Origin of the sequence: Grimontia sedimenti (genome assembly GCF_011045095.1) — a bacterium.
GTDB classification, from domain to species: domain Bacteria; phylum Pseudomonadota; class Gammaproteobacteria; order Enterobacterales; family Vibrionaceae; genus Enterovibrio; species Enterovibrio sedimenti.
This window is the reverse complement of sequence record NZ_JAALDL010000013.1, coordinates 107,829-127,263: the sequence shown is the minus strand read 5'-3', so window position 1 is coordinate 127,263 and position 19,435 is coordinate 107,829. Positions and strand designations below refer to the sequence as shown.

At 50.8% G+C, this 19,435-nt stretch carries 17 protein-coding genes; 4 read left to right on the top strand and 13 right to left on the bottom strand.

All coding sequences use genetic code 11. The features are described from left to right. Positions 1 to 42: 42 nt before the first annotated feature. From G5S52_RS16790 to pilM, 8 genes are all read right to left on the bottom strand, one after another. The gene (locus G5S52_RS16790; protein WP_165016351.1) at positions 43 to 1,551 is read right to left on the bottom strand and encodes an AAA family ATPase; all 1,509 of its coding nucleotides are present in this window, start codon (positions 1,549 to 1,551) and stop codon (positions 43 to 45) included. A gap of 30 nt (positions 1,552 to 1,581) precedes the next feature. After that, positions 1,582 to 2,658 carry a 3-dehydroquinate synthase gene (aroB, locus tag G5S52_RS16785; protein WP_165016180.1) on the bottom strand — a complete coding sequence of 359 codons (1,077 nt, stop codon included), beginning with the start codon at positions 2,656 to 2,658 and terminating at the stop codon, positions 1,582 to 1,584. A gap of 16 nt (positions 2,659 to 2,674) precedes the next feature. Further along, the gene (aroK, locus tag G5S52_RS16780; protein WP_039849459.1) at positions 2,675 to 3,193 is read right to left on the bottom strand and encodes a shikimate kinase AroK; all 519 of its coding nucleotides are present in this window, start codon (positions 3,191 to 3,193) and stop codon (positions 2,675 to 2,677) included. A gap of 282 nt (positions 3,194 to 3,475) precedes the next feature. Then, positions 3,476 to 5,260, bottom strand: coding sequence for a type IV pilus secretin PilQ (locus G5S52_RS16775; protein WP_235956339.1), 1,785 nt, complete (start codon positions 5,258 to 5,260; stop codon positions 3,476 to 3,478). Between the two features lie 12 nt (positions 5,261 to 5,272). After that, positions 5,273 to 5,788 carry a pilus assembly protein PilP gene (locus tag G5S52_RS16770; protein WP_165016177.1) on the bottom strand — a complete coding sequence of 172 codons (516 nt, stop codon included), beginning with the start codon at positions 5,786 to 5,788 and terminating at the stop codon, positions 5,273 to 5,275. Beyond that, the gene (locus tag G5S52_RS16765; RefSeq protein WP_165016174.1) at positions 5,785 to 6,378 is read right to left on the bottom strand and encodes a type IV pilus inner membrane component PilO; all 594 of its coding nucleotides are present in this window, start codon (positions 6,376 to 6,378) and stop codon (positions 5,785 to 5,787) included. The genes G5S52_RS16770 and G5S52_RS16765 overlap by 4 nt, the downstream gene beginning before the upstream one ends. Then, positions 6,368 to 6,955 carry a PilN domain-containing protein gene (locus G5S52_RS16760; protein WP_165016172.1) on the bottom strand — a complete coding sequence of 196 codons (588 nt, stop codon included), beginning with the start codon at positions 6,953 to 6,955 and terminating at the stop codon, positions 6,368 to 6,370. Before G5S52_RS16760 ends, G5S52_RS16765 begins: the two co-directional genes overlap by 11 nt. Continuing rightward, entirely contained in the window at positions 6,945 to 7,883 is a 939-nt protein-coding gene (gene pilM, locus G5S52_RS16755) for a type IV pilus biogenesis protein PilM (protein ID WP_205743945.1), read from the bottom strand. Before pilM ends, G5S52_RS16760 begins: the two co-directional genes overlap by 11 nt. Positions 7,884 to 8,029: 146 nt before the next feature. On the opposite strand from pilM, the gene G5S52_RS16750 reads away from it, so the two are divergent. Next, complete coding sequence (locus G5S52_RS16750; RefSeq protein WP_165016141.1) at positions 8,030 to 10,540, top strand: penicillin-binding protein 1A; 2,511 nt, start codon at positions 8,030 to 8,032, stop codon at positions 10,538 to 10,540. 63 nt (positions 10,541 to 10,603) lie between these two features. Here the strand turns inward: G5S52_RS16750 and oxyR are convergent, their stop codons facing one another. Next, on the bottom strand, positions 10,604 to 11,509 hold the full coding sequence (oxyR, locus tag G5S52_RS16745; RefSeq protein WP_165016138.1) for a DNA-binding transcriptional regulator OxyR: 906 nt from the start codon (positions 11,507 to 11,509) through the stop codon (positions 10,604 to 10,606). A gap of 147 nt (positions 11,510 to 11,656) precedes the next feature. Here oxyR and G5S52_RS16740 point away from each other — a divergent pair, with 147 nt between their 5' ends. The 3 genes from G5S52_RS16740 to G5S52_RS16730 all read left to right on the top strand — a co-directional run bounded on the left by G5S52_RS16740 (position 11,657) and on the right by G5S52_RS16730 (position 14,302). Further along, positions 11,657 to 12,388 (top strand): glutathione peroxidase, encoded by a 732-nt coding sequence (locus tag G5S52_RS16740; protein ID WP_165016135.1) that lies wholly within the window; start codon positions 11,657 to 11,659, stop codon positions 12,386 to 12,388. A gap of 72 nt (positions 12,389 to 12,460) precedes the next feature. Continuing rightward, complete coding sequence (locus tag G5S52_RS16735; protein ID WP_165016132.1) at positions 12,461 to 13,912, top strand: dihydrolipoyl dehydrogenase; 1,452 nt, start codon at positions 12,461 to 12,463, stop codon at positions 13,910 to 13,912. A gap of 138 nt (positions 13,913 to 14,050) precedes the next feature. Further along, positions 14,051 to 14,302, top strand: coding sequence for a DUF3624 domain-containing protein (locus tag G5S52_RS16730; RefSeq protein ID WP_165016129.1), 252 nt, complete (start codon positions 14,051 to 14,053; stop codon positions 14,300 to 14,302). A 56-nt stretch (positions 14,303 to 14,358) separates the two neighbouring features. Here G5S52_RS16730 and argH read toward each other — a convergent pair whose 3' ends face one another. The 4 genes from argH to argC all read right to left on the bottom strand — a co-directional run bounded on the left by argH (position 14,359) and on the right by argC (position 19,355). After that, entirely contained in the window at positions 14,359 to 16,236 is a 1,878-nt protein-coding gene (argH, locus tag G5S52_RS16725) for an argininosuccinate lyase (protein ID WP_046307673.1), read from the bottom strand. Positions 16,237 to 16,276: 40 nt separating this feature from the next. Continuing rightward, complete coding sequence (locus G5S52_RS16720) at positions 16,277 to 17,488, bottom strand: argininosuccinate synthase (protein ID WP_165016126.1); 1,212 nt, start codon at positions 17,486 to 17,488, stop codon at positions 16,277 to 16,279. A gap of 69 nt (positions 17,489 to 17,557) precedes the next feature. Next, positions 17,558 to 18,337: an acetylglutamate kinase gene (gene argB / locus G5S52_RS16715; protein ID WP_165016092.1), complete on the bottom strand. Its 780-nt coding sequence runs from the start codon at positions 18,335 to 18,337 to the stop codon at positions 17,558 to 17,560. Positions 18,338 to 18,347: 10 nt separating this feature from the next. After that, entirely contained in the window at positions 18,348 to 19,355 is a 1,008-nt protein-coding gene (argC, locus tag G5S52_RS16710) for an N-acetyl-gamma-glutamyl-phosphate reductase (protein WP_165016089.1), read from the bottom strand. Between the last annotated feature and the right edge of the window lie 80 nt (positions 19,356 to 19,435).

The following is a 19,435-nucleotide window of genomic DNA, read 5'->3' as shown; positions in this document are numbered from 1 at the left end:
ATCAATCAGCGTAAATTCGTGCCTTGTCATTACCAAGGCGGATTAGTTAACCAGTCCGATTTCTTTATGGATCTGAACGAAAGATTTAGCCCAAGGGGTCAGCGCCTGAATATTCGCCGGAAGCTGCAATTCTGCACGTCGCGCCTCTGTGACCGAAGGGTAGTCACCCAGCAGCACCATAAACCATGGTTCACCGTTTCGGCGGGTTTCGTACACCAGTGCGCGGTCAGCAATCGCATATTGTTGCAAAAACTCGTTTACCGCCTGCTTGGATTGCAATGCCGCGAGTTGAAGGGCGTAGCGCGATTCAGGAACCGTCAATAGCAACTGATTAGCCAGAGGCACATCGGCATTGGTTGCCGGCGGCGACAAAGGTGCCACCGCAGCCGCTTCTTCAGTCACAGCCTCTGCTGTCGCTTCTGGCTGTGTGGGTTCAACGCGCACAGTGGTTTCAGAAGGTGGCACCAACTCAGGGATAAGCGGTTCTTCAACCGCGCTCGTGCCGTCACCTCCGACAGCCTGCTCATCAATGATGGCGTCTACCACGCGATCAGGCACCACAATACGGCGGTTTTCATCGCGGCGTCCAACCGTCATGCCTTCAACCGATGGCGTCTCCGGCAAGGCCGCAGTGTCGTCTGTCACTTGCGCATTGCTGTTCAGTGCCTGTTCACCATCTTGATCTTCACCTTGTTGCGCCGCCATTTCCTTTTCTTTTTCATCCAGAATAGCGGAAAGCTCTTTCACGCCATCCGGCACAACAGACTCAGTCGTCTCTTCCGATGCCATCTGGGGATTCAATGCCCACCACACCAAGCCACCACCCAATACTAACAACAGCACCACCAGCAAAATCAAAGGGAGGGGCGAGCGACGTTTCTTTTCTTCCATTGCAGTGGTCTCCTGCTGTTCCAGCCCACGAAGGGCTCCGGGTAAAGAAGGCAATGATGCGGCTTTTTGTTTGAGCGCGCGCCGTTGGGCAGCATCAAGCTGGCGACTGACCATCATGACTTCAATGAACATTTCTCGCTCATTGTCTGCCAGCGGGCTGATTTCCAACTCCAAAGGTTTCACACCCTGGCCATAAGACACTTTGTGAAGCCACTTGTTGAGCTTGCCACGCAGGCTAAATAACAGGATGTTAATCTGCCAGTTGTCACGCTGCTGCGCTTCGGTCACGAGCGCCCAAAGCTCTGCGATAAGATTGGCACTCAAGCGCTGCGCGTCATCTATCACGACCAAAGCGTGAACACTTCGGCCTTCGAGCATGTAATCGAGGCTTTGCAGCATCGAGTCTTGCTCGTTGAAGACACCATCACGCACGATTTGTCTGAGAATAATGGCACGATGCTGAGCATCCTGCTGGCTCGGATTACAGATTAGAAGAGATTGGATGGGTTCGTTTGCCCAGTTTTCGAGGTATCGTTCGCTGAGCCACGTTTTGCCCGCCCCAGGCTCACCAGTGATCTGAACAAGGTTGGAGCTGAATCGGGTAAGAAATTGGATTCTAGATAAAAGTTGGATCTGGCTATCCAGATCCAACGCAATCATTTCATGGGAGCCTGTCATATACAAACCCGCTTAGTGTGTCTTAATGACCTCAGCAAGCGTTTCAGGAGTCACGTTCGCAACCACTTCGGCTGTACCAATGGAGGTTGGCAGCACGAAACGTAGTTGCCCGGAAAGCACTTTTTTATCGCGTTTCATGTGTTTAATAAAGGCATCATAGCCCATGGTTGCGGGTGCTTTCACGGGGAGATTGGCTTTTTCGAGCAAGGAAGTGATACGGCTAACATCTTCTTGTGTCAGCAATTGTTGATGTACCGCGGTAACAGCAGCCATGACAGTACCCGCAGAAACGGCTTCACCGTGTAGCCAGTTGCCATAACCCATTTCCGCTTCTATCGCGTGCCCGAAGGTATGTCCGAGGTTCAGTAAAGCACGAACACCGGATTCTTTTTCATCTTCTGCCACCACATCTGCCTTGATTTGGCAGCAACGCTTGATCGCATACACCAAGGCTTCAGCCTCTAAGGCGTTGAGTGGCTGGTAGTTATCTTCTAACCAAACGAAGAATTCTGGATCGGCAATGATGCCGTATTTGATGACTTCTGCCATACCCGCTGCAAACTCGCGTTGAGGCAGGGTTTGCATGACATCGATATCGATGACAACGGCTTTAGGTTGGTAAAAAGCACCAATCATGTTTTTGCCCAGAGGGTGATTCACTGCGGTTTTACCACCAACAGAAGAATCTACTTGGGAAAGCAAAGTGGTTGGAACCTGAATAAAGTCCACACCTCGCTGGTAACACGCTGCCGCAAAGCCGACCACATCACCAATCACACCGCCGCCCAAAGCAACAATCAGCACATCACGGCCGTAATTGCCTTCGAGCAGGAAGGTATTAATGGTGTTAAAGGTGTCGAGAGTTTTGTATTGCTCGCCATCCGGCAGGGTCAACAAAGCTGGCTCACCGCCAGCTTTGTTCAGGGTTTCCATAAGAAGGTCCGCATAAAGCGGTGCGACGGTGTCATTCGAGACCACCACCACGCGACGACCTTGGGCATCAGAAAAATACGCGGGATCGGACAGCAATCCTGCACCGATAGAAATAGGGTAACTTCTGTCGCCTAAGCTTACGTCAATCCTTTCCATGGAGTTCCTTTAACGATTAGTGATTTTCCAGCAGTTCGATGATCTGATTAGCCACGACCTTGGCGCTTTGATCATCAGTGCGTACCACATAGTCTGCAATCTCTTCATAAAGAGGGTTACGCTCACCCGCCAGTGCTTCCAGCACTTCACGTGGTTGCTCAGTTTGCAGCAGAGGACGCTTTTTATCGCGTTGAGTACGCGCCAGTTGTTTCTCAATGGTGGTTTCCAGATAAACCACGATACCACGAGCAGACAAACGGTTACGGCTTTCACGGCTCTTAATTGAACCACCACCGGTTGCCAGAACGATACCTTGTTTTTCTGTCAGGTCGTTGATGACGTTCTCTTCGCGAACGCGGAATCCCTCTTCACCTTCAACATCGAAAACCCATGCAATGTCTGCACCTGTGCGCTCTTCGATCACAGTGTCAGAGTCGAAAAATTCCATGTGTAGTTGTTGTGCCAGGTGTCGACCAATTGTGCTTTTGCCAGCCCCCATTGGACCTACAAGAAAGATATTTCGTTTTTCAGCCATTTTAAGCAGTTTACGCGCGGTTAATGAAAACAACACCGCCCGCAGGCTCGCTATCAGAAAGCCCGAGGCGCCAAATTCCTCACAGTATATTCGTGATCAGACCAAAAATTATCTCAGGTCGACTGGGCGTTTGGCAACTTAAAATACGTTTCGCTTCGCCTTTAAATTCCCGATTGACGACCAAAAGGACAAGAAAAGGGCAGAAATTCACACGAATGTGGATTCCAACCCTCACTACATATAACGATCAATAAACAAGCTAATTCAATGAATTACTTCAATTCATTGCGTCATAATCCTAGGCGTAACGAAGATCAATAGCTCACGTTTACCCATGGTTTCGTAGTTACGACGAAAGAGTTGACCAAGACCTGGAATGTCCCCCAACAATGGCACCTTATCCACGCCTTCCATCATCTCATGCTGGTAAATTCCCCCCAGCACAACCGTTTCTCCATCATTTACCAATACCTGAGTACCAATTCGCTGGGTGTTAATCGCCATTGCCTCACCTGTACCGGCTTTGACCGTGCCTGCCGGTTTATCCTGGGTGACCTGAAGATCGAGCACCAATTTGTTATCCGGCGTGATTTGTGGTGTCACCGATAAACTCAGTACCGCTTTTTTAAACGACACTGCTGCTGCACCGCTAGAAGAAGCTTCCAAGTATGGCAGTTCGGTACCCTGTTCAATGTAAGCTGGGCGTTTGTTGGTGGTCAAAAGGCGCGGACTGGAAATGATTTCAGCTTTGGATTCAGCCTGAAGGGCTGACAGTTCAAGGTCCAAAAGCAAATCTTTACCCAAGCTTGCTACTTGGAAGGCAATGCTCGCAGCGTTAGGGCTGGTCGCTGCCAAGTTAACATTCAAGAAGTCATCGATGTTACCCGTCGACGATTCAACACCATCTAAATTGCTAATGTTGAGGAAGTCACCGCTATCTGTATCAAAGCCAAGGCCATTCTCCCAGCCGAGGTTGCCCTCAATAGACCCACCTTGTGTGAATGAACCGTTTCTGTTTACAACCCCCCAACGCACACCAATTTCATCCAGCGTGCCTTCGTCCACTGTCACAATACGCGCTTCGATTTCCACCTGGTCGACAGGCACATCCAACGATTCGATCAGGGATTTGACCACGTCAATATTGTCGGCCAAATCTTTGATCACGAGTGAGTTAGTTCGCGGATCGACAGCTAGGCTGCCACGCTCAGACAACAGACTGATCCCTTCATCCTCACCTTCTCCGCCGCTACCGCCGCCCAACATGTCTTTTAGGTCGACAGCATTGGCGTATTTGATTTGAATCACCTCAGAGCGTAGCGATGCCAACTCACGTTCCTGACGGCGTTTTTCAAGTACCAAACGTTCCTGCTCATCCAGCTCAGCTTTAGGTGCAACGAGCAGAATGTTGCCCATCTGGCGTTTATCCAACCCTTTCACGTTTAAGATAGTCTGCAAGGCTTTTTGCCAAGGCACATCGTCAAGGCGCAGTGTCAGGCTTCCCTGTACCGTGTCTGACACCACCAGGTTAAACCCATTGTGCTCTGCCACCATCTGAAGTACTGAACGCACAGGGATATCCTGAAAGTTAATGGAGATGTTCTTGTTTTTCTGGTTCTTTGCAGCGGCGGACTTTTCTTTCGAAGGCAGTGAGGCAAACGGGAAAATCTCTACCGTCAATACATTGCCCGTCTGATAGTAGTCGTAACCGAAATGCCCTTCGGTGGAAACATTGAGTTCAACATCATCATCGACGGGTTTCACTTCCAAATTCGCGGTTGCTTTACCCATATCCTGAAGGCTTCTGACACCAATCAGATTATCTTCCACTGACGTGCCTTTCAGGCTTATCGACAGTTCCCCATCGCGCTTATTGAAGTTGGTGACCACTGACTTATCTTCAAGCGTCAGTGTCAGCAAGGTTTTACCTCTTTCCCCTGCTTTAACATCGATGTGCTGCAGCTGATTGGCCGCGAACGACCAAGGTGCCGCCAGCAGGCTGACGATCACTATCAAGCTGCGGGAAACTGCTCCCAGACCCCGGCATCCTTTCCTCAGGCTTATCATGAGTTACCCTTTTTAGTTATTGTTGAGTGCCAATCTAACGTTTCGTACCTGCCAGCAGCCTAGTCCGTCAGGCAGGTGTTCTGTGATGGAGAGCGTGTGCTGACTGATACTGTCGACACGCCCACGGTTGTTGCCAAGCATGCGCCCCAAACCGACTCGGTGAATACTTTTGTCCGGTGTAGAGACCAACGCCCAGTAGCTTCCCGGCAGACCAATCACGCCTTTAAATTCAAGCGACGACAGTTCATAGCTTTCAAGCGGGTCTTTCCCCGGCAGATCTTCCGGCTGCCAACAGTCTCCTTTCACCAATTGCTCTTCCTCCATGGCAATTGGTAGCACGAAAGGGTCAGTATCAATGCCAGGGTTAAATGGTGTTGGAAAGTAAGTCGGCTCAGGGGGAAGTGGCGTTGCCGTGACCTTGGCAGCGGCATAGGTTTGAACGATAAAACGTTCAAGATCCTGCGTTTTCGGCTCCTGCATGCAGCCTGACAGCAAAAGCAGACTCAGCGTCGCAATCAGGTATCTCATTGCGAGACCTCCTCTTGCTTTTCATAGCGATAGGTATGGGCATTCACCGCGAATCTTAGTGTGTCGACTTTCTCGTTTTCACGGGACAGTGTGAAATCCTGTAAAGCCACGATACGAGGCATGCGCGCAAGCGCAGCAGAGAACTCCCCCATGTCGGCATATTCACCCGTCAGTTCAATATCTAGTGGCACCTGATACAACCAGCCAACGTGTTGACCCGGTTTCCAGTTCAGCTTTTGGAAATTGAGATTGTATTGAAGACCCGTATCGTTAATACCAGCAAGTAGCAGCGCTAACTCATCTTCGGCAGGCAATTGTTTGGTGAGGTGACTGTAAAAGCGCTGCAACTCTTCAACCTGCTCATCGACATTTGGCAACGCAGCCACTTGCTCAGCCTTGATGCGGAACTGGGTACGAAGCAGGTTTTCATCTTGTTTAGCCAGCTCCACGTCTTGCTTTGCAGGGAGGACGACAAAGAAAACAGCGGCGGCCAACACCGCAATGGCCAAAAGGCCTAGCAGCACATTTTGTGCTGTGGCTGGCCATTCTGGGATTTCATCGATTTCCCAATCACGCCAATCAGCGGCCATTGCTTTCCTCCTTTGGCAACTCGAGCGACATGTAATCTGCCAGATCAAAGGTCGCCTTAAAGTTTTTGGCGATCAGGGACGATTTCGCTGCGTTGTTAATAATGGAATGGATCTGCACGTTCTTGGCACCAGAGTCAGCTTCAAGCAGGGCTAACAGACTGGCGAGTTTCGCGTTATCGCGGCTTCGTCCTTCAATGGTTACCGTACCTGCGGTCATCGACACTTTATCGAGCACCACCCCATCCGGTGTAATTTGTGGCAACAGATTGAAAAGCAAGGTGGCGTTGTTGCGCTGCTTTTGTAACGAATTGACGAGGGTCAGGCGGCGATGAAGCTCATCACGCTCCACTTCTCGCTTAGCAAAATCCCGGAGAGTGGCATTCAGCTCATCGATTTCCTGCTGCAAGCGCGCATTTCTTTCCTCTTGGAGAGTGAGTTGGTTGTAAACAACCCAACGACCACCAAGGACGCAAAGGGAAACCAATACCAAGACCACTACGGATTTGTTGAAAAAGCGTCGACGAGTCGCCTGACGCTGCATTTCACGCCAAGGGAGGAGGTTGATACTAACGTTCATCTTCCACTCCCCTCAGTGCCAGTCCAATCGATGTGGACCAAGCCGCCGCTGATTCATTCAGATTGTCGACAAGCTTTGGCGAATAGCTCAGCCCTTGAAGTGGATTCAATGCCCTAACCCGCCAACCGAGTGCGCTTTCCAGTTTAAAGATGTCTATCTTTTTCGCCCCATCGCCTGAGAGCCAAACCGTTGATACACGGGCTCCCTGCAACTGGGTAGAGGCCAGTTGATATTGACGTTGAATGGTCTCAGCAAGCTGCTGGGTGTATTGCTCCCGAAGATCCTCGGCGCTCTGCTCACCTTGATCAAAGGGTACTGGCAACTCTCGGTAGAAATGGCCGTCTTTGGTGTCACCCAAACAAATCTGAAGACGCTCTGTGCCGACATCCACCATCAGCGAAGCGCCGACATCCGGCCGGGCAGTCATATGCTGTTTATAGAGACGCATCAGAGCATGGGTTTGAAGCTCAATCACTGAAAGCGAAAAGCCAGCAGATTCAAGACCGGAAAGGGTTTCTTTGAGCATGGGCTTGCGGCAGGCATAGACCTCCACCCCATCACTTTCCGGCAGAGGGCGGTAATCATAGAGCAGTTCATCCATCGGCATCCCCAAGCTCTCACTAAGCTGGAGGCCTACCTGAACGTATTGCTCATGCTCCGGAATATCGAGTGCTATCGGGAATCGCTTCATCGCCACACTGCTTTGAGGGACGCCCATGATCTGAGCTTGTGGCCAGTTCCAAGGTACACCACAGGCTTTGCGAAGTTGCTTCTTAACCAACTTTAGGGTGTCATTGAGAGAGGAGGATTGTCGCGGTGCTACAACGAGAGCCTGAAGCCTTAATGCTTTGCCACGTTTTTGGATCATCGCAGCACGAATAGAATGTGTGCCAACATCGATCCCCATAGCCGTTTTTCCAGCAAACATTTGAAATGCCACCTTCTTAAAAGTCAGCATCAAGTAACTTTTTTGAAAGTTCTCTCCGCAGGTTCGTTATTTTTTGTTCAGTTCTCTTTATACTACGAGCACTAATGGTTTGAACGACTCGACTGAAAACTTACGGGAAATATCAAGTGAAGTTCATTAAGCGACTGCTTATCCTTGCAATAATTTGCATATTACTTGGAGTGGGTACAATTTTTGGTTTTTACGTTTACGTAAAACCGGAATTGCCAGATGTTGCCACACTCAAGGATGTTGAACTGCAAACTCCGATGCAGGTGTACAGCGCAGACGGCAAACTGATTTCCCAGTTTGGTGAAAAACGTCGTATTCCAGTAACTTATGACGACATCCCACAAGATTTGATTGATGCGCTGATCGCCACAGAAGACAGCCGTTTCTACGATCACCCAGGTATCGACCCAATCGGTATCACCCGTGCTGCGATCGTGGTCGCCATGTCGGGCAGCGCCAAACAGGGTGCAAGTACTATCACCCAACAGTTAGCTCGTAATTTCTTCCTTTCTAACGAAAAGAAGATCATGCGTAAAATCAAAGAGATATTTATCGCGATCCACATCGAGCAATTGTTGACGAAACAGGAAATCATGGAGCTTTACGTCAACAAGATTTTCCTTGGTTATCGTTCGTATGGCTTTGGTGCCGCAGCACGTGTTTACTTTGGTAAAGACTTGAAAGACCTGACGCTGAGCGAACTCGCTACCCTTGCCGGTATGCCTAAAGCGCCGTCAACCATGAACCCGATTTACTCGGTAGAGCGTGCGACTAACCGCCGTAACGTGGTGCTGAAACGTATGCTGGATGAAGGCTATGTCACCCGTTCTGAGTACGAACAAGCGAGAAACGAGCCGATTGTTTCCCGCTACCATGGCGCAGAAATCGAACTGAACGCACCTTATATGGCAGAAATGGCGCGCGCATGGGCGGTAGAGAAATACGGTGAAGACGTTTATGAATCCGGCATGAAGGTTTATACCACGCTCGATTCACGTCTACAGAATGCCGCTGAAAAAGCCGCCATCAACAACCTGTTGTCCTACGACGAACGCCACGGTTACCGAGGTGCGGTCGCAACACTTTGGAAAGACGGCGCTGAACCTTGGGATTCAGAAAAGATTGCTAACCACCTGAAAAAGCAACCCACCTATGGTGTGCTCAACCCGGCAGTTGTCATCAAAGTAGAAGGGAAAACGGCTGAGGTGGAGCTGCAAGACGGCAAGACAGTTTCTCTGCCTTGGGATGGCATGAAGTGGGCGCGTCGCTACAAAACCGACACCCGTCAAGGCACTGCCCCGAAACAGGCCGCAGATATTCTGGCTGTGGGTGAGCAAATCTGGGTACGCAAGGTCAATGACGCATGGAACCTGAGTCAAGTGCCGGACGCCAACACCGCCATGGTAGCCATGTCACCGGAAAACGGGGCAATCAAAGCATTGGTCGGTGGTTTTAACTTCGTTCACAGTAAATTTAACCGTGCCACCCAGTCCGTCCGTCAGGTAGGCTCTGCTATCAAGCCATTTATCTACTCGGCAGCATTGGACCAGGGAATGACACTCGCAACCTTGATCAATGACGCTCCCATCAACAAATGGGACTCAAGCCAAGGTACAGCGTGGCGTCCGAAAAACTCACCACCAACCTACATTGGTCCAACCCGTGCACGCATTGGTCTGGCAACCTCTAAAAACGTGATGGCGGTTCGTGTGCTGCGAAAAGTTGGCTTGGATGAGACCATCGACTTCCTAACCCGCTTTGGCTTCAAACATGAAGAACTGCCGCGTTCTGAAACCCTGGCTTTGGGTGCAGGTAGCCTGACACCAATGCAAGTAGCACAAGGCTTCAGCGTGTTTGCTAACGGCGGTTACTACCTCAAGCCATATTTTATCAGCAAGGTTGAAGACCCGTTTGGACAGCTGCTTTTCACCGCACATCCACAAACTATCTGCCGCGATAACTGCGACAGCAATGCGTCTAAACTCAGCTCCGATAACCTGATGGAAGAGGAAAACCTGCTGGATGAAACCGCAGCAATGGAAAACGAGCCAGAGTTCGCACCACAAGTCATCAGTGAACAGAATGCCTTCCTGACCCGCGAAATGATGGAAGCGAACATCTGGGGTGGCGGCGACTGGCGTCAAGGCACTGGCTGGAACGGTACCGGCTGGCGCGCGCAGAAACCGCTTAACCGCCGTGATATCGGGGGTAAGACGGGCACCACCAACGATTCCAAAGATGCATGGTACAGCGGCTTTGCGCCAGGCATGGTCGCAACAGTATGGGTTGGTTTCGATGACCACTCACGTGAGCTCGGCCGAACTTCCCGCAACGCGAACCTGGATAACTCCCAGATCTCCGGTGCGGAAGCGGGGGCAAAAACCGCGCAACCCGCCTGGATAGACTTTATGGTTGATGCGCTGGTTGATGTACCAGAGCAACGCAAAGAAGTTCCCGCCGACATCGTAAAAGTGCGCATTGACCGTGATACCGGTTTGCTGACACGCAAAAACGATGCAAGCTCAATGTTCGAATACTTTGAGAAGGGCACCGAGCCAACTGACTATGTATCCTCTGCGGCCAGCAGTGGAAATATTTACGAGTCGGAAGGTGAAGAGCTTTTCTAAGTACTCAAGAAACCACAAAGGCGCCCATCGGCGCCTTTGTTTTTTCTGCGTAACCGGTTGGGTTTAGCCTATCGGATTACAGACTTTTCCCATGACATCAGCAATGACTTTCGCCAGTTTTTCATAGCGCGCCCGCAGTGGCGAACCCGGACGGTAGTCCAAAGTGATCAAGCGTTGGGGCTCTGGATCCACAGCTTTTACATATACCACACCATCACGCTGCATACTCTCAGGGACAGACAGCTTCGGCAGCAGAGTGATCCCCGTCTCAGCGGCCACCATGTTTCGAAGGGTCTCCAGACTGGTCGCACGGAAACGCGAGTCTTCCTTCGCGCCCGCCGCAAAACAAAAGCCCATTGCCTGATCGCGAAGACAGTGCCCATCTGCCAACATCAACAATGTTTCGCCACGAAGGTCATCCATCGGCACGGCTTCAGCCTTTGACCACTTGTGATCTTCCGGTAACGCCAGCAACATCGGCTCAAGATACAGTGGGATTTCCTTAAAGTGCTCAGTTTCTTTAACGGATGCCAGAATAATGCAGTCCAGTTTCCCCTCTTCCAACTGCTGCACAAGTTGATGGGTCTGTGCTTCGTGAAGGAAAAGTTCAAGCTCTGGGAATGCCTCTTTCAGCGCTGGCACAATATGGGGAAGCAGATATGGGCCGACAGTCGGAATAAACCCAATGTGCAGCGGCCCCGCCATTTCTTCGCCTTGCTGACTTGCCATCTCTTCCAGCACTTTCACTTCCATCAGGATTTTTTGTGCTTGACGGACAAGCTGCATGCCAGCATCAGTGAACAGCACTTTTCGGCTGGTGCGCTCCAGCAGCACCACACCCAATTCATCTTCCAACTTGCGGATCTGGCCGCTCAATGTTGGCTGGCTGACAAAACAGGCTTCCGCTGCCTTTCTGAAGTGCTGGTGCTCAGACAGAGCCACCAGATATTCGAGATCGCGAATATTCACACCAAACCTCTTTGATAGATTTTACTTATTAAAATGATAAACCCAATCAATTAGAACTATCTACCCCTTTCGCCCTAATATAAACACATCAACCGGGAACACCGGATTAAAGAACTGAAAAACAAAATGTATTTAAGGGGTATTACCATGGAATTTATTAACAAAGAAGGTCAGAAAGTACCAAGCGTTACCTTCCCAACTCGCAAGGGTGATGAGTGGGTTAACGTGACCACTGACGAGCTGTTTGCCGGTAAAACGGTTGTTGTATTCAGCCTGCCAGGTGCTTTCACTCCGACGTGTTCTTCAACACACCTGCCTCGCTACAACGAGCTGTACTCAGTGTTCCAAGAGCACGGTGTTGATGACATTCTTTGTGTGTCTGTCAACGATACGTTCGTGATGAACGCTTGGAAAGCAGACCAGGAAGCAGAAAACATCACTTTCATCCCAGACGGCAATGCTGAGTTTACCCGTGGCATGGGTATGGCAGTAGCGAAAGACGATTTGGGCTTTGGCGAGCGTTCATGGCGCTACAGCATGCTGGTAAAAGACGGCGTGGTAGAGAAGATGTTCATCGAACCAAACGAGCCAGGCGACCCGTTCAAGGTTTCTGATGCAGACACTATGCTTGGTTACATTGCACCAAACCATAAACTGCAAGAATCAATTACGGTATTCAGCAAACCAGGTTGTCCTTTCTGTGCGAAAGCGAAACAAACGCTGATCGATAACAAGCTACAGTTTGAAGAGATTGTGCTGGGTCAGGATGCTACCACTGTGAGCCTGCGTGCAGTATGCGGCCGCGCTACAGTGCCACAAGTATTCATTGGCGGTAAGCACATCGGTGGAAGCGACGAGCTGGAAGCATACTTCGCATAACACCGAACAGGGCAGCTTAGGCTGCCCTACTTAATCCTAAAGCTTGTAACCGGATTTACCTGGAGAATAATAATGAAAACCTTGAATGTAGATGTCGCCGTCATTGGTGGAGGTACCGCGGGGCTGGGTGCCTACCGCGCAGCCAAAGCACACACCGACAATGTTGTGATCATCGAAGGCGGTCCTTATGGCACGACCTGTGCGCGCGTTGGCTGTATGCCATCGAAACTTCTGATTGCAGCTGCAGAAGCTGTTCACCACATCGAAAAAGCGCCGGGTTTTGGCGTGCATCCTCAAGGTGAAATTAAAATTAATGGCCGCGAGGTGATGGATCGTGTGAAACGCGAACGCGACCGTTTCGTTGGCTTTGTTCTCGAAGGTGTTGATGAAATCCCGGCAGAAGACAAAATCAGCGGTTACGCCAAGTTTGTTGACGATAACACTCTCATCGTAGACGACCACACCCGCATTGAAGCAAAACGCATTGTCATTGCGACGGGCTCACGCCCAACTTGGCCGGCACCTTGGAATGATTTGGGTGACCGTCTGATTGTGAACGATGACGTATTCGATTGGGATGATTTGCCAGAGTCTGTCGCGGTATTTGGTCCGGGCGTTATCGGTCTTGAGCTTGGTCAGTCATTGCATCGCCTTGGCGTGAAAGTCAAAGTCTTCGGTGTTGGCGGTCAGGTAGGTCCTTTAACTGACCCAACAGTAATGGCTTACGCAGATAAAGCCTTCAACGAAGAGTTCTATCTGGACGCTGACGCTAAAGTCGAAGAAATGGTGCGCGAAGGCGAAAAAGTCCATATCCGTTACCTCGACAAACAAGGTCAGGAACAGCGTATGGAAGTGGACTACGTGCTGGCAGCCACCGGCCGTCGCCCTAACGTCGACAAGCTGGACATTGAAAATACTGGCATGGAATTGGATGCACGCGGTGTACCAACGGCTGACCCATACACCATGCAAACCAGTGTCGCGTCGATTTTTATCTCAGGAGATGCGAGCAACCAGATCCCATTGCTTCACGAAGCAGCGGATCAGGGCCGAATCGCCGGTGATAACGCAGGTCGATTCCCAGATATCCGTGCGGGTCTGCGCCGAAGCAAAATCGCTGCAGTGTTCTCTGATCCACAAATTGCCATGGTGGGTGAAACCTACAAAGAAATCACCGCACGTCTTGGCACCTGTGGCTGTTTCGAAACCGGTGTTGTGTCGTTTGAAGGTCAAGGCCGCTCACGTGTCATGTTACGAAACAAAGGTGTGCTGCACGTTTACGGTGAGCAGGGTACCGGTCGCTTCCTTGGTGCAGAGATGATGGGCCCGAACGCAGAACATCTGGCGCACCTGCTGGCTTGGGCACACCAAAACAAAATGACCATTTCACAGATGCTGGATATGCCTTTCTATCACCCGGTGATTGAAGAAGGTGTGCGTACTGCACTGCGTGACCTGAACGCCAAACTGCACTTAGGTCCTGAAATGATCAAACACTGCTTGGATTGTGGTCCAGGCTGTTAAAAAGATTCCAATAACAAGTTAATCCCTTTACTTGCACACCGGACTCTCCCCAAGATTCGGTTTATGATTTGCCCTCCTTTACGGAGGGCTTTTTTCTTTGTAGGCTGCAACGAGTTGATATTTTAAGGCTTACTATTCATGAGCTGCCGCTTCTGCAAAGACGCTTCTCTCACCATCCGAGCCAAACTCGGACGTTGCAAACGTTGCATGATTCAACTTGCTGTGATGAATCTGGTGCTGTGGCCGATATGGTTTATCGGGTTCAGCGATACACCGACATCGATAGAGTCCATCACCTTGCTCTTTGGTGCGGGTGCCAGCGCCATATTGCTCTCCCTTCACCTCATTCTGATGCCGTTTCGGATGAATGCGCCCGAACCCAAAAAATAGCGACTAGAAAACGCAAAAAACCGGCCTAAGCCGGTTTTTATTCATTCGATGCTTGTTTAAGCGACGTTGGCTTTAGCAATCAACCTGTCCTGATCAAAGGTAAACTCCAGCGCCACTTCATCACACGCATGAAGGCGTGGACAGCGGTCGCAATCTTTCATCACCTTTTCAGGCAGCAAAGATTTAGAAGTTGGAATAAAGCCCTGACGCATAAAGAACTCTGGTACGCGGGTCAGCACAAACACTTTCTTGATGGCCATGCCGCTCGCTTTTTTCAGCAGATGCTGAACTATCGCGCTGCCCTGCCCTTGGTTCTGCCAGCCTGCTTCTACGCCCAAAGAGCGCACTTCCGCAAGGCCCGAGTCATAAACGTAGAGCGACGCACAACCTGTCACTTCACCCTGATGCTCCGCAACCGCAAACGAACCAATATCACGAACCAGTTCATTACGTTCACGCGGCAGGTTTTCACCCAGTCCCGCCCAGTAAACCACCATGCCTTCAATCGCATCGAGGTCAGTAAGACGCGCGCCACGCACTTTCACGCTTGGCGAGTAACGTTTTTCCAAACGCTTTTCTGCCTGACTAATGGCATATTCCACCTGATTCGGCGCCACGCCACCCAGCGCACAACGCTTTTCAAGGCAGGATTCGATGGTGAGGATGGGATAAACATCCTCGTCAATCACTGGCGAGAACTGCTTCATGTCATCAAGAGAAAGCTCTTCCAGCGCACAACCTTTTTCAATGGCGGCGACCACAGCCACGCCCACGATATGGTGCGCTTCACGGAAAGGAATGCCTTTGGCAACCAGATAATCCGCAAGCTCCGTCGCGTTGGAATAACCTTGCATCGCCGCTTCCAGCGTGCGGTCTTTGTTGATTTTGATGCCATCAAAACAAAGCGCAGCCATCTCAATACAGTCAAACCAGGTGTCGAGCGCGTCGAATAGCCCTTCTTTGTCTTCCTGCATGTCTTTGTTGTAGGCGAGCGGCAGTGCTTTCACTGTCATCATCATCGCAGACATAGCGCCGTAAACGCGGCCCGTCTTACCACGGATAAGCTCAAGCGCGTCCGGGTTTTTCTTTTGTGGCATCAGGGATGAACCTGATGTCACAGCGTCTGCAAGCTCAACAAAGTTGGACTCGCCAGAGTTGTAGAAAATCAGATCTTCTGCCATGCGCGACAGGTGAAGCATAGACACCGATGCCACAGACATCAGCTCCATCACATGGTCACGGTCAGAAACCGAATCCAGGCTGTTGCGGGTTGCACGGCGGAAACCCAGACTGTGAGCCAGTGCTTCACGATCAATCGGATACGCCGTACCTGCCAGAGCACCTGAGCCCAATGGGCAGGTATCCAAGCGGTTCAGTGCATCACTCAGGCGCGAGTAGTCACGCTCGAACATTTCAACGTAAGCCAGACACCAGTGTGCAAATGTCACTGGCTGGGCACGTTGAAGGTGGGTATAGCCCGGCAGAACCGTGTTCTGGTTTTCTGCCGCGACTTTTACCATCTGGTTTTGCAGTTTATCGAGTGCAAGGAGAAGTTGTTGACCCTGCTGACGACACCAAAGCTTAAGGTCAGTGGCGACCTGATCGTTACGTGAACGACCGGTGTGCAGCTTTTTGCCCAGATCGCCCACTTTGGCAATCAGTTGCTGCTCCACCCAACTGTGAATGTCTTCAGCGTCAGAGCGCAGGATCTGCTCTGGATCTTCCATCACAGCCAGCTTGATTTCATTCAGTGCAAGCTCGAGGCGTTGCTGCTCAATCTCAGACAATACGCCCACTGAGCGCAGTGCCTTTGACCAGGCAATTGAACCTACGATGTCCTGCTCCGCGAGGCGATAGTCAAAACGCAACGAATCGTTAAACTGCTTGAACCGCGTGTCTGCTGCCTGACTAAACCTTCCGCCCCATAACGCCATACTTACTTCTCCTTAAAACTCTATTGCTTCCAGCTGCTGTTTATTTTTGTTTTTTCTCGTTCAGCGCACGAATACGGCTCGACAGCGAGTAGAGACGGATAAAGCCACCAGCATGGCTGTGGTCGTATACGTCATCTTCACCGAAAGTCGCGAATTCTTCGGAGTACAGGCTGTTGAGCGAGCGCTTCTGCACTACTGTAGCCTGTCCTTTGTACAGTTTCACTACTACTTCACCACTTACTGGCTCAGCCAGTGATTCTGCTGCCGCCAGAAGTGACTTACACAGCGGCGTGAACCAACGGCCATCATAGATAAGGTGAGATGCTTTCAGGCCAATCTCTTCACGGTATTCGTAGCAATCTTTGTCCAGAACCAGCTGCTCAACACCACGCAGGGCTTCCATCATGATGGTGCCGCCCGGAGTTTCGTAACAGCCGCGGGACTTCATGCCGACCAGACGGTTTTCAACGATATCGACACGGCCTACACCATGACGCGCGCCTTTCTCATTCAGCGTGGTCAGCACTTGGTATGGGCTCATACGCTCACCGTCAACCGCTACTACTTCGCCTTTCTCAATCAACAGAGAAACGGTTTCAGACTGGTCAGGTGCCTGCTCTGGGTCCACAGTCCATACCCAGCAAAGTTCGTTTGGCTGGTTCCAGGTATCTTCCAGTACGCCACCTTCGGTAGAGATGTGCCATGCGTTTGCATCACGGCTGTAGATTTTCTCAAGGCTTGCAGTACAAGGGATGTTGCGCTCTGCCAGGTAATCCAGCAGGGCTTCACGAGAACGCAGGTCCCACTCACGCCAAGGTGCTATCACTTTCAGTTGTGGTGCCAGCGCAGCAAACGCGCTTTCGAAACGCACCTGGTCATTCCCTTTACCGGTACAACCGTGACACAGTGCATCTGCGCCAACTTCCAGCGCACATTCCACTTGTGCTTTTGCGATGATTGGACGTGCCATTGACGTACCCAGCAGGTATTTACCTTCGTAAACTGCACCGGTTTTCAGGCTTGGGTAGATGTAGTCTGCGACCATCTCTTCTTTCAGATCAGCGATGTAACACGCTGACGCACCTGAAGCGATCGCTTTCTCTTCAATGCCAACCAGCTCTTCTTCGCCCTGGCCCACATCGGCAACGAATGCCACGACTTCACAGTCATAGTTCTCTTTCAGCCAAGGAATGATCGCAGACGTATCCAGACCGCCAGAGTATGCTAGTACTACCTTTTTGATATCGCTCATTTTAACTTCTCCATGTTCACCGCTCTGACGGTCAGTACAGGCGGTAACGACTAATAAATTCTGTGTTTTTTATACGGTGAAACGGGTGCCGATATTGCTGCCGCCGAACATCTCAGCGAGCTTCTCGGGGTAACGCCAGCTCGCGACCTGAATAGGACGCCCCAACGCGTTTGCCGCTTCAAACGCCGCTTTCACTTTGACGATCATGCCGTCAGTGATCACGCCGCTTTCAATTAATTCATCTGCTAATTTCTCATCAAGCGTTGACATGAGTTTGCCTTTGCCATTGAGAACGCCACTCACGTCTGAAAGCAGAACCAGTTCAGCATCCAACGCAGCCGCGACTGCCACTGCCGCCTGATCCGCATTCACGTTCATCAGTTCGCCTTCAGCATCAATACCGATAGAGCTGATGATGGGCACTGCACCTGCTGACAAAATCGCTTGTACGACGGACGAATCGCCCGGTGTTGCCTTACCCACATTGCCAAGCTCAGGGTCAAGTTGGGTCACTTTACATAAACCGCCGTCAGCCAGACTCAGACCAACTGCGTTAATGCCACATTTGATTGCCTCGCCCTGCAGCAGTTTATTGGCCGTACCCGCCAGCGCACCCGCGACCACATTGATCTGTTCTTTTGGAGTGACTCGCAAACCCTGCTTTTTCTCCACTTTCAGATTCAGCGCATTCATCAAGTCATCAACGAGGTAGCCACCACCGTGAACAATCACCAATTGGCGATGCGCAGAAGCCTGATACTGGCTGATTGACGCGAATAATTTATTCAGAGTCTCTGTGCAAGACAGCGCTGCACCACCCAGTTTGACTACCAAAGGACGTAAACTCATTGCCACTCTCCTACACAATCGCCGTGAGCGGCGAGAATCCAAAGCGAATGTTTATGCACTGCATCGCCTGACTGGCGGCACCTTTCAGCAAGTTATCGATGGCTGACGTCAGAATCACGTGTTGACCTTTCACAGACCAGCCAATATCGCAAAATCCGGTGTTTTGAACAGATTGCAGCTTCGCACTTTGACCCGCGCCCAATGGACGAACCAAAGTTTTGTTTTCGTAAGCTTTTTCCAGCGCTTCTGTTACCTGAACTTCACTGACGCCTTCTGCCAGTTTGGCCGTAATGGTCGCGAGAATGCCGCGCTTAAAGTTGCCAAGATGCGGTATAAAAATCACATCACAACCCAAGTGAGTAGAAATTTCCGGTTGGTGACGGTGGGTGAATACACCGTAAGCATGGAGGCTAACTTCGCAGAAGCTGTTGGTCATAGACGCTTTGCGACCCGCACCAGACACACCGCTTACCGCATTGATCACCGGCCATTGTTGGGTGTCGATAAGTCCTGCATCGAGCAGTGGCTTCAACGCCAGCTGTGACGCAGTTGGGTAACAACCCGGCACTGCAACCAAATCGGCTTTTGCAATATCTGCTTCGTTCCATTCCGCCAGACCATAAACCGCTTTTTCCAGCCACTCGCCATATTGGTGCTCGAAGCCGTAGTAGTCGGTATAGAAGCTGTCAGATTGAACGCGGAATGCGCCAGACAAATCAAAGACCTTGCAGCCTTCAGCTAGGAAGGTTGGTGCAATGTTGTGACTGACTTCATGCGCCGTTGCCAGCAACACGACATCCGCAGATTTCGCGACAGCACTGACATCTTTAAGAGGCTGAAGTGGAAGGTCTACCAGACCTTTCAGTGCACCGTGCAAATCACCGATAGATTTGTTCGCATCCACACTGTTTTCAGAGACATACAATCCTGAAAGCTCAAGCTCAGGATGAAGAAATACCATTTTGGTCAGCTCGGCACCTGTGTATCCACTTGCACCGACAATCACTGTCTTTAACATGAAAAGTCCGTTTATTTCTTTGGGTAGAATGATGAAACATTCAGCTCGCTCAGCTGCAGGAGGGGCAGATACGCCCAACG

Excerpts from the sequence above, each read along its gene's own strand:
- G5S52_RS16790 (WP_165016351.1), bottom strand. The coding sequence starts at position 1,551 with ATGATTGCGTTGGATCTGGATAGCCAGATCCAACTTTTATCTAGAATC.
- aroB (WP_165016180.1), bottom strand. The coding sequence starts at position 2,658 with ATGGAAAGGATTGACGTAAGCTTAGGCGACAGAAGTTACCCTATTTCT.
- aroK (WP_039849459.1), bottom strand. The coding sequence starts at position 3,193 with ATGGCTGAAAAACGAAATATCTTTCTTGTAGGTCCAATGGGGGCTGGC.
- G5S52_RS16775 (WP_235956339.1), bottom strand. The coding sequence starts at position 5,260 with ATGATAAGCCTGAGGAAAGGATGCCGGGGTCTGGGAGCAGTTTCCCGC.
- G5S52_RS16770 (WP_165016177.1), bottom strand. The coding sequence starts at position 5,788 with ATGAGATACCTGATTGCGACGCTGAGTCTGCTTTTGCTGTCAGGCTGC.
- G5S52_RS16765 (WP_165016174.1), bottom strand. The coding sequence starts at position 6,378 with ATGGCCGCTGATTGGCGTGATTGGGAAATCGATGAAATCCCAGAATGG.
- G5S52_RS16760 (WP_165016172.1), bottom strand. The coding sequence starts at position 6,955 with ATGAACGTTAGTATCAACCTCCTCCCTTGGCGTGAAATGCAGCGTCAG.
- pilM (WP_205743945.1), bottom strand. The coding sequence starts at position 7,883 with ATGTTTGCTGGAAAAACGGCTATGGGGATCGATGTTGGCACACATTCT.
- G5S52_RS16740 (WP_165016135.1), top strand. The coding sequence starts at position 11,657 with ATGGAATTTATTAACAAAGAAGGTCAGAAAGTACCAAGCGTTACCTTC.
- G5S52_RS16735 (WP_165016132.1), top strand. The coding sequence starts at position 12,461 with ATGAAAACCTTGAATGTAGATGTCGCCGTCATTGGTGGAGGTACCGCG.
- G5S52_RS16730 (WP_165016129.1), top strand. The coding sequence starts at position 14,051 with ATGAGCTGCCGCTTCTGCAAAGACGCTTCTCTCACCATCCGAGCCAAA.
- argH (WP_046307673.1), bottom strand. The coding sequence starts at position 16,236 with ATGGCGTTATGGGGCGGAAGGTTTAGTCAGGCAGCAGACACGCGGTTC.
- G5S52_RS16720 (WP_165016126.1), bottom strand. The coding sequence starts at position 17,488 with ATGAGCGATATCAAAAAGGTAGTACTAGCATACTCTGGCGGTCTGGAT.
- argB (WP_165016092.1), bottom strand. The coding sequence starts at position 18,337 with ATGAGTTTACGTCCTTTGGTAGTCAAACTGGGTGGTGCAGCGCTGTCT.
- argC (WP_165016089.1), bottom strand. The coding sequence starts at position 19,355 with ATGTTAAAGACAGTGATTGTCGGTGCAAGTGGATACACAGGTGCCGAG.